Source organism: Chitinophaga tropicalis, assembly GCF_009758205.1.
Taxonomy (GTDB): Bacteria; Bacteroidota; Bacteroidia; order Chitinophagales; family Chitinophagaceae; genus Chitinophaga; species Chitinophaga tropicalis.
On the sequence record NZ_WRXN01000008.1, the window covers coordinates 16,907 to 32,927 of the forward strand.

7 protein-coding genes are annotated in these 16,021 nt (G+C 48.5%); 2 read left to right on the forward strand and 5 right to left on the reverse strand.

Annotated elements, in window-relative coordinates; all coding sequences use genetic code 11:
• Positions 1-71 precede the first annotated feature (71 nt).
• Entirely contained in the window at positions 72-806 is a 735-nt protein-coding gene (locus GO493_RS18255; RefSeq protein ID WP_157307665.1) for a class I SAM-dependent methyltransferase, read from the forward strand.
• 116 nt (positions 807-922) lie between these two features.
• Here GO493_RS18255 and GO493_RS18260 read toward each other — a convergent pair whose 3' ends face one another.
• Entirely contained in the window at positions 923-1,345 is a 423-nt protein-coding gene (locus GO493_RS18260) for an SRPBCC family protein (protein ID WP_157307666.1), read from the reverse strand.
• Positions 1,346-1,443: 98 nt separating this feature from the next.
• The gene (locus tag GO493_RS18265; RefSeq protein ID WP_157307667.1) at positions 1,444-2,115 is read right to left on the reverse strand and encodes a flavin reductase family protein; all 672 of its coding nucleotides are present in this window, start codon (positions 2,113-2,115) and stop codon (positions 1,444-1,446) included.
• Positions 2,116-2,217: 102 nt separating this feature from the next.
• Between GO493_RS18265 and GO493_RS18270 the strand changes: the two genes are divergently transcribed.
• Entirely contained in the window at positions 2,218-3,876 is a 1,659-nt protein-coding gene (locus GO493_RS18270) for a lectin (RefSeq protein ID WP_157307668.1), read from the forward strand.
• Positions 3,877-3,980: 104 nt separating this feature from the next.
• Here the strand turns inward: GO493_RS18270 and GO493_RS18275 are convergent, their stop codons facing one another.
• The 3 genes from GO493_RS18275 to GO493_RS18285 all read right to left on the reverse strand — a co-directional run bounded on the left by GO493_RS18275 (position 3,981) and on the right by GO493_RS18285 (position 15,919).
• Positions 3,981-12,992 (reverse strand): gliding motility-associated C-terminal domain-containing protein, encoded by a 9,012-nt coding sequence (locus tag GO493_RS18275; RefSeq protein ID WP_157307669.1) that lies wholly within the window; start codon positions 12,990-12,992, stop codon positions 3,981-3,983.
• A 592-nt stretch (positions 12,993-13,584) separates the two neighbouring features.
• Entirely contained in the window at positions 13,585-14,427 is an 843-nt protein-coding gene (locus GO493_RS18280) for an alpha/beta fold hydrolase (protein ID WP_157307670.1), read from the reverse strand.
• A gap of 154 nt (positions 14,428-14,581) precedes the next feature.
• Positions 14,582-15,919, reverse strand: a complete 1,338-nt coding sequence (locus GO493_RS18285; protein ID WP_157307671.1) for a tetratricopeptide repeat protein — start codon at positions 15,917-15,919, stop codon at positions 14,582-14,584.
• Positions 15,920-16,021: the final 102 nt, after the last annotated feature.

Below are 16,021 nucleotides of genomic sequence, written 5' to 3' on the forward strand. Positions count from 1 at the left end.
TTTAGGTTCTGACAGGGAACCGCTTGATAGAAATTTTTCATATACAAACTTAAAAAGCTATTTTTGCCCGCATGGATTTCAATTACAAAGAAATGGATCCCGAAGGTTGGGAAACCCTGAAGGTGATCAGCGAAGCGGATAAACTGAACCAATGGATGTTTGATACTATCCATCCTTTCCTGAAGGGGAAAGTGCTGGAAATAGGCAGTGGTATTGGTAATATCTCCTCTTTTGTGCTGAATAACAATTACCAGCTTACAATGAGTGATATCAGGCCCAGTTACCGGGAAGTGCTGAAGAAGCATTTTGGCGGGCATCCGAATACTTCAGAAGTAATGGAGCTGGATATTGTTGATCCTGATTTTGATCAGAAATTCGGTAAGTACTTCAATACTTTTGATGCAATTTTTGCATTGAATGTAGTTGAACATATCAAGGATGATAAACTGGCTATTGCCAACTGTAAAAAGCTGCTGGCTCCCGGTGGGAAACTGACTATACTGGTGCCTGCTTACCAGAGCCTTTACAATCATTTTGATGAGGCGTTAGAGCATTACCGCAGGTATAATAAAACTACCCTCTCAGCCCTGTTCACAGCCAATGATCTGCGGATCACCCGGAAGCAGTATTTTAATGCTGCCGGCATTATGGGATGGTATGTTTCAGGTAAGCTGCAGAAGAATAAGATCATTCCCGGCGGACAGATGAAGCTGTATAATACGCTTGTACCTGTTTTCCGTCTTACAGATAAAGTATTGCTGAACCGGTTGGGGCTTTCCGTGATCGTTTCGGGCACGAAAGATTAAGTGAAGGTTTTAACTGTTTGCAAAAAAACGCGTTTGCCGGATGGCAAACGCGTTTTTTTGTGAGTGGGAGCCTGGTACTGAAGATGGCGCGACGGCAAATCGGTTTGACGTGCTACTTAATTTTTCCGGTAAGGTTTTCCTTTTCCTTCTTCGCAATATTGCTTCAGGCTGAGCAGGAACATAGCCCAGTTGTAATTGCACCAGCGATAGTAATCTGTTACTTCCCGCCAGTTGTAATGTTTCAGTACCAGTTTGGTAACGCCTTTCTCTTCAGTAAGATCAAACGAAATACAGGTACCTACCCATTCCGGATCTGAGGCTGTACATTTCCACAAGATCCTTTCATCAGGCTTCAGCTCCTGTATTTCCATTTCTGTAGTGTAATCTTCGCCCCAATTGAATTTACTGGTAGTTCCTGTTTCGTTCCTGACTTCCAGGTTCTCTGTCCATATGTTTCCCAATCCTTCCTGTGTACTCAGGGCTGTGTATACTTTAGTCTTCCCGGTTTTGATGTACTGGATATGTTCTATTGCATGCATGGTGAACCGTTTAATGAGCGCTAAATTAAACTGTTTGGTTATACGCAGGGATGGCCGGAACAGCCAAACTATGCGGGCTGTCCGGGACATGGGACCGGCTAAAAGTTCAAAGTAGCTGCCTGCTCCATGTCTGATGTTTTATATAATACCTCGGGGATCTCTGCCAGTGTGGAGGTATGTACTTTTTCTCCAAGGCCGTAAAATTCCTGGAAACTCATAATGAGCGGGCGCCATTTATCCGGATCTACTTTATCCGGCATGCCGGGCATGAGGATATTTTCGTCGATGTATACACGTTGTATGCGCATTTCCAATGTGATGATCCTGCCACGCTGTGCTTCATTATCTTCCGCCAGCGGGTGGATGCCTGTCAATACAGCTTCCAGCTGTACCGGGCATTCGAGTATACGTGGCGCCGCCACTGTATTACCGGCCAGGGGCGTGAGACCGGCTGTACCGAATTTGTCGGGTTCATACCGGTATCCTTTCTGTAGTTTTCCTGCCGGTACAGGATTGCTGCCTGTAGTTTTTGCCAGCCGGTTCACCGCCGGCGCCAGGTTGAAGGAGGGCAGGTTCAGTACGCACTCTTTAGTGCGCAGAATGTTCTCTGTCGTTTTTGAGAAAGCAGATAGTCCCAGCATACAGCGCCAGCCCAGCCAGAAAACAGAAGACATTGGTGCAATATTGTAACTTCCGTTTTCGTTGATAGTGCTGAGAAGTGCCACAGGAGTTCCAAAATAAAGAATAGGCGGTTGTGACTGTACATGCATAATAACCTCGTTTATTCCCTCAAAGGTAGATGCAGTAAAGCTGCTACTCAACCCGGTTCTTGCTGTATATAATTCCCTCATAATAAAACACAACTATCTATCATGAAACCCACACATCGATTGTTGGTAGCAACCGCGCTTTTCTTTGCGGTGAGCTGTACCAGGAAGAATTCAGAAGCAACAGAATTACTGAAGAATGACGCACTGGCAGTATCTGCCCTCAGCTCTCCACCGGGAGATGTTGTAGGCAAGGTGACTGTAGGTTACCAGGGATGGTTTGCCTGTACGGGAGATGGCTCTCCTATCAATGCCTGGTGGCACTGGACACAGAACTGGGCGCAAGCGCCATCATCCACTAACAACGGTATAAAGTCCTGGCCTGATGTCAGGGATTATACTTCCACCTTCCAGACAGCCTGGCCGAACCTGAACAACGGACAGCCGGCAAAGCTCTTCTCTTCGTTCTCTGACCAGACCATCAACACACATTTCCAGTGGATGCAACAGTATGGGATTGATGCCGCAGCGCTGCAACGGTTTAATCCCAACGGGCAGGAAGGACCGGTGCGGGATGCTATTACTGCCAAAGTGAAAACAGCTGCGGAGAATTATAGTGTAAAGTTCTATATCATGTATGATGTAAGCGGATGGCTTAATATGCAATCTGAGATCAAGGCCGACTGGAGCAGTAAAATGGCTGCCTATACCTCCTCTCCTGCCTATGCCAGACAGAACGGCAAGCCTGTGGTTTGTATATGGGGTTTTGGTTTTAATGATGAGAATCATCCATGGTCAGCAGCTGTATGCCTGAATGTGATCAACTGGTTTAAGAACCAGGGCTGTTATGTTATTGGCGGTGTGCCTACTCATTGGCGTACGCAACCGGCCAACAGCGATTCAAGGCCTGATTTCTCTTCTGCCTACAATGCGTTCAATATGATCTCTCCGTGGATGGTTGGAAGAATAGGAACATCTCAGGAGTCAGATAATTTCTTTACCAATGTGAATACTCCTGACCAGGCGTATTGTAATGCCAATGGTATCGATTATCAACCCTGTGTACTGCCGGGCGACCTGCAGGAAAGGCAACGCGCTCATGGTAACTTTATGTGGAGGCAGTTTTACAATATGATAAGAGTAGGATGCCAGGGTATTTATATCTCTATGTTCGATGAATATAATGAAGGTAACCAGATAGCCAAGACTGCTGAGAACAGCAGCATGATACCTGCTGGTTCTTCTTTCCTGACGCTGGATGAAGATGGTACTGCCTGCTCTGCCGACTACTATCTTCGTCTTACCGGTGATGGGGGCAGGATGCTGAAAGGGTTAACACCTCTTACTGCTATCAGGCCTACGCCTCCTGTTGTTGGCGGGCCGAATAATCCTGTAGGTATGACTATTGCCCTGAAAGGTTTTAATGGCAGGTATGTGAGCAGTGAAAACGGGACACAGCCTATGATATGTAACCGTACTGCTGTTGGGGGCTGGGAGCAGTTCACTGTTGTTGATGCGGGGAACGGGAAAGTAGCTTTGAGCAATGGTGGCAAATATGTTTGCTCGGAGAATGGTACGCAGCCTGTTACCTGCAACCGGACGGCTGTTGGTCCGTGGGAGCAGTTTGACTGGATTGTGAATGCTGATGGTACTGTTTCTTTGAGAGGGAATAATGGCGCTTATGTTTCTGCGGAGGATGGTTTGAGTAGTATGACGTGTACTAAGACTACGATAAGTGCTGGTGAGAAGTTTATGGTTAATTGATTGGTGCGGATAAATTGCTCAAAAGAAAAGCTTTTGCCTTCGGCAAAAGCTTTTCTTTTGAGAGAGGGCTTTAACCGGCCTACGGCCGGTTAAAGTGATTTCTTCTATTTCAAGACGCTTACTTCTCCTTTTGCTATGATGGTTTCACCACCTGTTTTCTTCTTATAGTACAGCAACCATACATAAGTACCATTCTCCACCAGTTTGCCGTTGAACTTACCATCCCAGCCGGTCTGAGCATCTTTACCAAGGTAGATCAGCTCCCCCCAGCGGTTGTAGATACGTAAGTCATAATCATACATTACACCCTGTACGTGAGGTTTGAACGTATCGTTCTTACCATCCCCGTTTGGCGTGAAGGCATTCGGGAAGATCGGTTTGGCTTCACATTCCTTAAACATTACCGTGATATCGTCTGACACAGATCCACATTCATTGTATACAGTTACGGTATAAATACCGCTTGTAGTTACAACATATGTATCGTCATTTGAACCATCCTGCCAGCGTACGCTGTTATCGCCTACCGGCGGTTTCAGGGTCAATGTGCGGCCAATACACAGGGTAGTGTCTTCAGGCAGTAATGTGGAAGGAATACCTCCTACTGTTACTTTCATGCTATCCATAACAACACGGGAACAATTGGCATCCATTACAGAAACGATGTATGTTCCGGCGGCTGTGATCTCTTTCACAGGATTGGTGGTACCATCATTCCACATATAGGATGCAGCATTGGCTGTGGTTGCGTCTACTGTTACGCGGCCACCGATACAGAATTCCCTGTCAGGACCAAGATCTACTTCGGGCGCAGGCACCAGGCTTACTACCACAGAATCTTTGATGACGCAGCTGCCGCGGGTAACTGTTACTCCGTAAGTACCTTCTTTGGATACTACGATAGAATAGGTTGCTTCGTTGGTGCTCCAGCGTACTGTACCACCGTCAGGATCTACTGTCAGCATGGTGGTAGCGCCAGGACAGATAGCCACATCGTCTGTCAGTGTGATCTGCGGAGCAGGTACTACTGTCACATCGATATCATCATGTGTGGTACAGCCTTTCAGCGATACGTCCACACTGTAGGTACCCGGCATGTTCACCTCTATAGCGGCTGTTGTTTCGCCAGTGCTCCAGGAATATGTACCACCCTGCACGTAGGCATTCAGTTTTACTGTTTGTCCGTCGCAAAGTATAGCATCCGGGATATTCACTACCGGTGGATTATTCACGCTCACTTTGATAGAATCTGAAGTAGAGCAGATACCGTTGCTGACAGTTACTTTATAGGTACCGGCAGCAGATACGGTGATGGTCTGGGAGGTTTCACCGGTAGACCAGCGGATGGTGTATCCAGCATTGGCTGCACCTGCATCCAGGGTGATGCTGTTCACGCTACAGATAGCAGTGTCATTACCCAGGTTCACTACCGGTTTGGCAATGTATTGCAGGTTATATGTCACGGTATCGGACATACAGCCTGTTACCCCGTCTGTTACAACGAAGGAGGCCTGTGTGGCGCCTTTCAGGTCAAACACATTGCTGCTCTGAGTGAACGGAGCACTTACAATACCTGCAGGTACAACGCTTACCAGGGTGAATTTAGGTTTGCTTACTTTATTCAGCAGCAGTACAGCTACTTTCGTATAGTTTGAGCAGTTAGCTGCCATGTTCGGGTCCAGCTGTGGTTTCGGACATGGGCTTACCGTGATGGTCTGCACACGTTCTATGGCGGCATTGCCACAGGCATCCGTGATATTCCATCTTCTGATGATGGTGTAACCTGCACATGCATCCACTGTATAAGGATCTGTTGTCATCGTTACCTTTTTAGGGAAGGTACCGTCACAATTATCTTTTGCATACAGGGTAGCTGCCACAGGGATAGATTGACCGCAGGTCAGTGTTACATCAGCAGGAGCCGGATCTATTACCGGGCGGGTGGTATCTACCACGGTGATCACCTGGCGGGCTGTTATAGTATTGTTACAATTGTCTTTCGCTGTCCAGGTACGTACCAGGCGGTAGTTGCCCGCACAAGCTCCTGAAACTGTTTCACGGTTCTGGGTGTAAGAGATCTTCACGCTGCCACAGTTGTCTGTTGCGCTGATATTAACCGGTGCATCAGGTATTGCGTCACAGCTTACAGTGGTATCCGCTGGCGGAACTACTGTGAAGGTTGGACGGGTAGTATCCTGGACGAGGATCACCTGTTGCATGGTGTTCTTATTACCACAGTTATCGGTTGCTGTCCAGGTACGTGTCAGGCGGTAGCTGCTCAGGCAGGTGGTGGACAGGAACTCTTTCTTCTCAGATACTTTTACTGCTATTGTAGCAGTACAGTTGTCTGTTGCTGTGATAGCCGGTACTGTCGGTACTTTATCACAATCTACGGTCACATTTGCCGGTACTGTCATAGAGAACACAGGGCGGATGGTATCCTGTACTGTGATGGTCTGGGTCAGTACGGTTTTGTTACCGCAAAGGTCTGTAGCAGTCCAGGTACGGATGATCTGGTAGTTATCCGCACACGCGCTGTTAGAGATATTCTTACGTGTATCTACAGGATTTACTGTGATCACGCCAGGAGTACAGTTGTCTGTCGCTGTAAGCGGAGCACCTGCAGGCACCTTATCACAATCTACTGTGATGTTGGCCGGAGCCGTAGCACCGAATACAGGGGCGGTCTGATCTCTAACGTTCACTACCTGTCTGAGGGTATCGCTGGCGTTGCCACAGGCGTCTACTGCCACCCATTTGCGGATCAGCTGGTAGTTGCTTGCACATGCACCTGGCTGGTCTACACGTACTTCGATCGGAGTAATGGTCATGGTGCCGTTACATGCGTCGATAGCGGTGAGGTTTACAGCGGCTGGTACGTTGTTACATTCTACAGTTACGCTGGCAGGAGCTGCGCTGCTGAATACAGGAGCTGTTCTGTCAACCACTGTGATGGTCTGCTGTGCCTGGGTGGTCAGTCCGCAACGGTCTGTCGCAGTCCAGGTACGCATGATCGTGGTTGTACAAGTATTTACTACAGTTGTTACATCATTATATGTTACTGTCAGTGCTTCGTTGGTATAAGGCGCGTGGCTGAATACCGGTGTGCCGAACAGTGTGGTGTAATCTTTACCCTGTACGCAATCTGTTGTTACAGCTGGCGGTACGGAGATTACAACCGGAGGTGTGTTCATCAGGGTCAGCATTACTGCGTTGCTGATGTTGCCGGTACAACCGCCTGACATTACCACTCTTCTGTACCAGGTGTTCTGAGCAATGTTAGCGGGGCTATAGGTAGCGTTGGTGCCGCCTGTAGCAACATTCACGAAGCCGAGGGTTGCGCTGGTGGTGCTTATCTGCCACTGGTAGGTGAAGGTACCGTTACCACCGCTTACTGTGCCGCCCTGCAGCATGGCAGGAGTCTGGTTAGCACAGAGGACCTGATCGGCAGTGATGGTATTACCCAGGATAGCCGGCTGGTTGGTCAGCGTTACCTGGTCTGGAACAGAGGTACATGTACCGTTGGTGACGGTCCATTGCAATGTTGCGCTGGTCCCGGCAGGCACCTGTACGGTTGTTGACGGGTTATGGATATCGGTGATGGTTGGTGAACCGCTGATGATGGTCCAGGTACCGATCGCGTATGCCGGGCTAACCGGAGTAGCGTTCATGGTAAAGTTCACATCGTCACAGTTGGTCTGGTCAGCACCTGCGTTGGCGTTAGCCGGCATCAGGTAGTTGCGCAGTTTCACGGTATCTGTAGTGACGGTACAGGAGCCATTTGAAATGGTCCATACCAGGGTAGCAGAATCGCCGTTAGGTACGGTTACTGTTGAAGTTGGGCTTGCCAGGGTAGTCACTACAGCTGCGCCCTGTACTACTGACCATACACCTGTGCCCACAGCCGGCGTGTTGGCTGCCAGGGTGAAGGAAGTGGTCATACACTGGTTCTGGTCAGGACCTGCTGCTGCGGCTGAAGGCAACATATAGTTGCGCAGGATCACACTGTCTACCGTTGTACAAGGGCCGTTTGTGATGGTCCAGTACAGTACGGCGGTATCACCGGGAGCTACTGTTACGGTAGCATTAGGCTGAGCAGCAGTTGACGGAGCAATCGTTGCTGTACCTGAGTAAACTGTCCACAGGCCTTTACCTGCAGATGGCGTGCTACCTGCCATGGTGAAGTTGGCGTTGTTACATTGTGCTATATCGGGACCGGCGCTGGCCTGTGCTGGCTGTGTGAAGTTGCGCAGCACAACCCTGTCGGAGCTGGTACATGTACCATTTATGATGGTCCATTCCAGAACGGCGGTATCGCCTGCGGCAACGGTTACCGGAGCATTTGTCAATAAGGTATCTGTATCCAGCAGTACACCGTTACCGAGTACCAGTTTCCATCTGCCCACGCCTATTGCAGGAGTATTACCTGCCAGGGTGAAGCTGGCATTATTACACTGGTCCTGGTCGGCGCCTGCATTGGCTGCTGACGGAGCGGCAAAGCTACGCAGCACAACGGTGTCCGGTTTAGAGGTACAGGTTGCGTTGCTGATCCTCCATTCCAGGGTAGCGGTATTTCCGATGGCTACTGTTACCGGAGCATTAGGTGTATTAGCATCGGCAGGGTTGAGTACGGCTGTACCGGCTATTACAGTCCAGGTACCAACGGCGCCGGCTATATCCGGTGTGCTGCCGTTTAAGGTAAAGCTGGTATTGTTACACTGGTCCTGGTCAGGGCCTGCATTGGCATCGGCCGGGGTCAGGTAGTTGGTTAATTGCACATCGTCAGTCGGAGCGGTACATGTACCGTTGGTAATGGTCCACCTTAATGTGGCTGTACCACCGTTTGGTACCTGTATCACGGCATTATTCTTATGTTCGTCACCCGGGGTGATGGTAGCTGTTCCTGATACGATGGTCCATGTACCTACAGCACCTGCTTCTGTTGGAGCAGTGGCGGTCATGGTAAAACCGGCGGTATTGAGACATTGTGCCTGGTCGGCCCCTGCAACAGCGGCAGCCGGCATCAGGTAGTTATGTAATATTACTATGTCTGTAGCCACGCAGGTACCATTGGTGATAGTCCATACCAGGTAAGCAGAATCGCCGGCGGCAACAGTTACTGTTGTTGTGGCCAGATTAGGATTAGTGATAATGGCGTTTCCTGATCCTGGTGCAGTACTAAGGCTCCATACGCCTGTACCTATTGTTGGTACAGTTGCGTTCATGGTAAAGGTCGCGTTCATACAGTTTGCCTGGTCAGCGCCGGCCGCGGATGTTGGCGGCTGGAAGTTGTTCAGCAATACATTATCTGTAGAAGTGCAGGAACCGTTGGTGATGGTCCATACCAGGTCTGCGAAATCGCCTGCCGCTACGGTCACTGTTGTAGACGGGTTGGTTGGATCGGCAATGGTAGCATTACCGGAACTAAGCGACCAGCGTCCTGTACCTACAGCAGGTGTATTAGCTGCCATGGTGAAATCGGCCGTATTACAGTTTGCCTGATCGGGGCCAGCGGCGGCTGTGGTAGGCGCCTGGCTGTTCACCAGTTTCACTGTATCTGCTTTCGCTATGCAGGTACCGTTGGTAATGGTCCATACCAGGAAGGCAGAGTCACCATTTGGTACATTAACAGTAGAAGTATTGCTGTTAGGGGTGGTGATGGTGGCTGTGCCGGAGCCGTAACCTGCACCGGTGAGCAGTGTCCAGGTACCGGTACCTATGGAAGGTACGCTACCTGCCAGTGTGAACAGAGGCGTCATACACTGGGCCTGGTCGGGACCCGCGTTGGCATCGGCAGGCATCTGGTGATTGGTGAGGACCACGGAATCTCTTACAATACATACACCATTAGTAATGGTCCAGTATAATTTGGCTGAGTCTCCGTTAGGTATGGTCACTGTTGTGGTCTGGCTGGCCGGGTCTGCGATAGTAGCAGTACCTGAGCCGAAGCCTGACGCCATTGTCCAGGCGCCGGTACCAACAGAAGGTGTGCTGCCGGTTACTGTAAATGCAGGGTCCATGCAATGCTCTACGTTAGCGCCTGCCTCTGACGGGTCAGGTTCTTCAAATACTGTAACGGTAGTGCTTACACAGGCAGTGGTATCGCAAGGGCTTGTACCTTCTGCTCTTACATAATAGGTGGTAGTGGTGTTGAGGCTGACTGTAATAGTGGTACCTGTACCGATGCTGGCGCCGGTTCCGCAGCCTCCTGCATACCATACCCATTGGGCGTTAGGTGTGCCATTTGCTTTCTGTCCGAGGTTACCGCCGTTGACGGTCAGCGTAGTAGTACCGGATTCGCAGATGTTCGGAGAGCTTACAATAATATCTGTAGCAGCGGTAGGTGGTGTTTCTATATCAACCGTAAAGTTTAAGATAGAATCGCAACCTGCGTTTGCATTTTTATAAGAGAGCAGGAAGTTATAAGTACCTGCAGCTGTACCTGCCGGGTAACTGATGGTGAGCGGCCATGTTAATGGCTGGTCTGTAACAGTTACGAAGCCAGGCATTGGGTTGCCGGTACCTACGGCGAGGCTGTAGGTATCAGGATTTCCGGTTGTGGCCAGGGTATCCAGGAGGAATGTTCCTGTCTGGCTACAGCTGAGGACAGGTGTTTTCAGTGTAATGGTCGGTTTTGCCAGTTTATGTATCACCACGGTATCTGTTGTTGGTGTACAACCCTGAGCGTTGGTGATAGACCAAACCAGTACGATGTCGTCTACCTGGCTGTTTACAGTTACAGTTGTATTATAGGCGTGGATATCTGCAACTGTAGCGTTGCCTGATACCAGCGTCCATGTACCTGTTTCTGCCGCGGGGCCTGTCAGCGTATCGTTCGGCTGGCTGGCGATCATCGTGAAGATGTTGTTTGTGCCACATTGTGTAGTGTCCGGACCAGCGTCACTGTGTGTAGGATCGAAGAGGAGGCTCAGTGTATCTACAGCTGAAGAAGTACAGTTTGTATTCTCCGTGCTTTTTACTGTCCATAATAATACAGCGGTAACACCAGGTGATAAGATCACTCTTGATCTTGGGTTGGCGGCATTCGCGATCATTACATAATCGTCGAAGTTTACAGTGCCGGTGGTGCTTACGCCCGGGCCGTATACATTCTGGATGGTCCATCTGCCGGTTGTTGCAGGTTGCAGGGTAGCATCCATCGTAAAGCTGCCGCTTTCGTTGAAGCTGGCGCACATTACCTGGTTTGCGCCCACCTGGGCGGTTGGTATCTCTGTTACTTTTACTTTATAAGGAGCGGATGTTACCACGCAGGAACCTGTAGGATCAGTTACTTCTACGGTATAGAGACTATCCGCTATACTCATCGGCTGTACGCTGATAGTAGTCTGGTCGTCTGTACCTGCTATTGGTGTGCGTACGCCGGTAACAGGGTCTGGTCCGGTAAACCAGCGGATGGTATTGCCGGCCAGCTGGGCGTTGATCCTGAGCTCTACCTGTTCTGTGCGACAAACGGATACAGAAGAAGAGGACAGTTCTACAGCAGGCGCATCTACTTTCAGGATCTTCTTGGTGTTTTCGTCCATACAGGTATGTCCGTCGCCGTAGTCCATAAATCCGTATACGGTAATGGAGGTATCTTCTGTTACAAGGATATCGCGTGTAGTTCCTGTATATCCCGGCAGGTCTTTCCAGGCATACCTGTCAAAGCCACCGGAGGCCTGCAGCTGTACGGTGGTGCCCGCACATACCTGGCTCTTGGTCAGGTAGAGTGTTGGCATTGGCAGGATGGTGAGTTTGACGGGGCTGGAGGGGGCGGCGCAGGTAGATACGTCACTGCCTGCTTCGTATATACGTATGCGGAACAGGTAGTCAGCAGCTACTGTACGGGTACCTCTCAGTTCTCCCGGTGCAATCACCAGGTCCTGGCTGGTAGCAGTGCCATAAGGTACGTTCATCCAGGTAATACCATTATCATCACTCATCTCCCACTGGTAAGTAGGCGCCACAAAATAAGATGTAGGCTGATACGAGGAGGTTAGTTTTACGGGAGCGCCTTCGCACAATACCTCTTTCAGACTGGTGCTATTACCATCAATACCAGCGGTGATGATAGGGCTACAATAAGAAAATTCGATATCGTCTACCGCGATATCGTTACCACAACCACCCGGTTTGTTATTTACTATATATACTTTAACCGAATCTATATTGGCGGGTACGGTAAAGGAACCCCCGTATTTCTGCCAGCTGTTCAGGCTAGCCTGGTCCAGTCGCATAGAAACCGAGTATGTTCTGTATTCTCCCAATATCTGGCTCTGGTTAGCTGCGTTCACTATCCTGAAGGTCACCCCGGCATACTGATAACCGGCTTTACATACGCTACCGATGGAGTTCTCCAGGTTCACGTTCATCAGCCAGGCGCTGAAGTTATATACAGATCCTTTACAGAGTCCGGTAACTGTTTTCTGGTAAAATATGCTTGGCTGATAAGCGGAGTTAGCTACGAGCATGGCGCCGCGGTAATCGCCTGTATGGTCTCCTACGTTGGCCCAGTTGCTTTTTCCCTGGGTGGTATTGGAGATAGTATAATTATTATCTGTCAGGTCACCACTGCCCTGGTAGGTATAGGTAACGACACCGTTAACCGGGTAAGGCCGGCGGCTTACGCCGTCAGCCATGGCACCGAAGTTCTCTGAGAAACCGGGCATAACGGCATTACCGCCGTTACAGGTACGAATGGTACAGTCCATCGCCACCATTTTTACTGTCCTGGTTTCAACATAGTTTACACCACCTTTTGTATATGGCAGGGTGATGGTAAATGTATAATCACCGGGTTGCAGGAGCTGAAGGGTGAGTGACTTGGTGTTAGTCAGCTTGGTAGCTTTTACTGTAGAAGTATTGTCAGAATACAATATTTCATAGTCGGCTTCCGTTCCTCCCGGAGAAGCGATAGACCAGGTGGCTTTCTGTGTAACAGTCACACCACTTCCCTCTACCATTGCATTCATACTGGTAAATTTCAGCTGATCTGCTGTTGCATTGTTCGTTGACATACAAACCGTATCCGGTATATTAACATATACGGTTTGTGCCTGTAATGCTCCTATAGAGCAGAACAGGAAAAGGTATAGGATTGAAAGGAGTTTCTTCATCGGTATAGGGTTTGTGTAAAATAACTCACATGCTTGAACGACAGATTTCGTCTTACAGTGATTCACAATGACTTACCAATTGAAAAAGCATAAAGCTTCCTCCCCGGGGTTACAACCTGAGTGTAAAATAAATCCATAGGTATGATATTAAACTGGGATTAAAATTAGAATTAATATGAAATATTCAAAAATGTGTAAATATTATAATATGGCTGGCTAGTCAGGAAATGAGAGGGTTGGGGGGAATGGAATTTGATAGTCAGGTGATTAAAGGGAAGAAGAAAATAAGTAAAAGTTATCCACATTTGGAGTATCTGGATAAATATTTTCTATAATATGTGGGGAAGGAGTAAAAAATGGGATTTCGCCTTCGGCAAAATCCCATTTTTTGAAAAGGGCTGCGGCGCTTTTTAAAGAGTGGGTAAAAGATGTTTTTTTGATAAAGGCGGTTTAGCGGGCGGCGGGCTTTTAAAGGGTGGGTAAAGATGTTTTTGAATAAAGACGTTTAACCGGCGGTGGAAAGGCTTGAAAATAGAGAGCGGGGAACAGGTACAGATCGTTTTTTTGATGAGTGCTTCTGCCTGCGGCCGGGTCAGGAGGAAAGGGAATTTTTAATTCTCAACAATACCTCTTCATCCCGGATAATACGATAATGCCCTTCGGCAGTAATTTTACAAACCTGTACTTCGGGATGTTCATGCAGAAAACGTTCAGTCTGAGGCACTGAGATCACGACATCTGTAGTGTCATATATCAGCAACACCTGTTCTGCCTGTACGTTGCTGATATGTGTTGGCAGATCCAGCGTTCTTACATCTTCTTTATAATTATTGAGTACCATCTGAGGCACCAGTGTACTTACGGGCTCCCCTATCCGCAGTTGCCGGAAAGCGTCTTCAAAAGCCCATATGGATGATATTAACGGCGCAATCAGAATATGATGGGATACTTTCTTTTGTTCTCTTGCCAGCGCTATGGTGGCTGCCAGTCCGCCGAGGGAATGGGCTATCACTATACTGATATCATAAAGCCGGAGGAATTGCCTGATAATATATATCCATTGGATCAGGTTGGTATTCTTTCCTTCGGAGAAGCCATGTGCAGGCTGATCAAACGAAATTACACGATATCCTTCTTCTGTCAGCATATTGACCATAGCTCCGAAATCTACAGCACTTCCGGCCCAGCCGTGCAGTAACAGGACCGTTTTATTACCTGTGCCCCAGATGTACGTTCTGACGCCGGTCTTTGATTCGTCAAATGCGTAGGAGCTGACCATAATTGTTGTTTCTGCAGCTGCCGCTTTCAGCGCCAGGTGAGGTTCGCGGAAGGCTCTTCCGGGAGGTTGGGTGAAGAGGTTAATGAAAACGCGGGCGGCGGTTTTGGTAAAAATCCGGCCGATTGTAGTGAAGAAGAGTATGAGTATCTTTTTCATGGTTATGTCCGTTTAAAAGAGTAGGTGCAAAATAAGATAAAGAATGTAGTGGGGGTGATTAAATGGGGGAAATTGCTCAAAAAAACGCGTTTACCTTCGGCAAACGCGTTTTTTTGAGGGAGAGATTTAACCAGCCGCAGGCTGGTTAAAAGTATTAATGACGGAAATAACTTCCTGGTACAGGGCTTTCTGTGAGGAAATTATACCGGCGTAAAGTAGCGTGCTCCCCTATTCCCTTTAACGCATGGGCATGTTTCCTGTAAAAATCCATCTGTGTCGCCAGGTCTTTTTCTTCTGCCGGGGCATGGTGAATATCATTAGCAATTTCTGCAGGCGTTCTGTTATCTGCCGGAGTGTGCTCAACTTCCTGTGTTGTTTCATTTATCCGCATCTGACCTTCACCCCACGGATACCAGTAGCTCTGAGACATAAAACCGATGATATCCGGTGTTATCAGGGCAGAGCCCAGCCAGGAATGGTTGAGGGTAAATATCAATTGCCCGTTCTTTACTTCTTCCAGCTCTCCGTAACCATTCAGTAATGATGTATCTGCACTTACGATCAGGGCGTCTGACAGATCACTGTTCTGGTTATACGTTATATAAGAGCATCCCAGTTCTGCGGCAACGGCCCGGCCTGTTATTTCGGAGTCTCTGTCGGGTAATCCCGCCACTACGCGGATGTTTCTATCAACAGTATCCAGGAAGATCCTGAGTTTATGGATCACGGTTTTTATGGAAACATGATTCCCCCATAATGCTACGTAACGGCCGCCAGCTACGTACTGGTCTGCCGAATCGAAGTAATCCAGCACTACTCCGCCGTACTGGATGAAATGCCAGTCGCGTATATGCTTTTCCGGTGCAGCTATTAACCGGCAGCGGTAGAGCATATCTGTCAGCTCGTCTATATGCCGGATAGGTACTTCCATGCCGGGATCGTCTTTATATTTTTCGAGGAAAGATCTGATTCCATATATCTCTTCCTTTACTCCTTCCAGTTTATTATTGAGGATCCTGCATTTATTCAGGAAATGTACGGCCCAGAAATCTTTCTGCAGATCTATACTTTCCAGTATGCGGAGCGCTTCATCTACCTGGAATTCTTTTGCGTAACAAACGGCCAGCAGGTGAGCTGTGTTTACGTGTGTGCTATTCAGGGATAATGCCTTTTTCAGGAAGGGCATGGCCATTCTGAAGTGTTCTACCTGGAAGAAGTGTTCTCCTAATTGCTGATAGGCTTCAAACTGCCCTGGTGTAGCTAACGCCTGTTCAAAGAACTGCTGTTCATCCTGTCCGCCTAAAGTACCGAGGCAGTCTGCCGACAGACGATATAACGGCATGTAGTCTACGTCCTGGTTGAATGCTTCTATTAACAGGCCGAGTGCTTCCTGGTATTCCTTCTTTTCAAAGGCAGCTTTGGCTTTCAGGTATCTTTCGTGTGCAGGAGAAGTTTCTGGCGCCTGCTTTTTGAACAGATCGAATAGTCCCATAGGTAGTTTTTATAGTTTCATAGGAGTAGTACAAATATATGGTTTTATATAATACATTTTGAGCGAGGAATGTATTGATAGTGGCGCTGTTTGAATTTCTTT

Excerpts from the sequence above, each read along its gene's own strand:
- GO493_RS18255 (WP_157307665.1), top strand. The coding sequence starts at position 72 with ATGGATTTCAATTACAAAGAAATGGATCCCGAAGGTTGGGAAACCCTG.
- GO493_RS18260 (WP_157307666.1), bottom strand. The coding sequence starts at position 1,345 with ATGCATGCAATAGAACATATCCAGTACATCAAAACCGGGAAGACTAAA.
- GO493_RS18265 (WP_157307667.1), bottom strand. The coding sequence starts at position 2,115 with ATGCATGTACAGTCACAACCGCCTATTCTTTATTTTGGAACTCCTGTG.
- GO493_RS18270 (WP_157307668.1), top strand. The coding sequence starts at position 2,218 with ATGAAACCCACACATCGATTGTTGGTAGCAACCGCGCTTTTCTTTGCG.
- GO493_RS18275 (WP_157307669.1), bottom strand. The coding sequence starts at position 12,992 with ATGAAGAAACTCCTTTCAATCCTATACCTTTTCCTGTTCTGCTCTATA.
- GO493_RS18280 (WP_157307670.1), bottom strand. The coding sequence starts at position 14,427 with ATGAAAAAGATACTCATACTCTTCTTCACTACAATCGGCCGGATTTTT.
- GO493_RS18285 (WP_157307671.1), bottom strand. The coding sequence starts at position 15,919 with ATGGGACTATTCGATCTGTTCAAAAAGCAGGCGCCAGAAACTTCTCCT.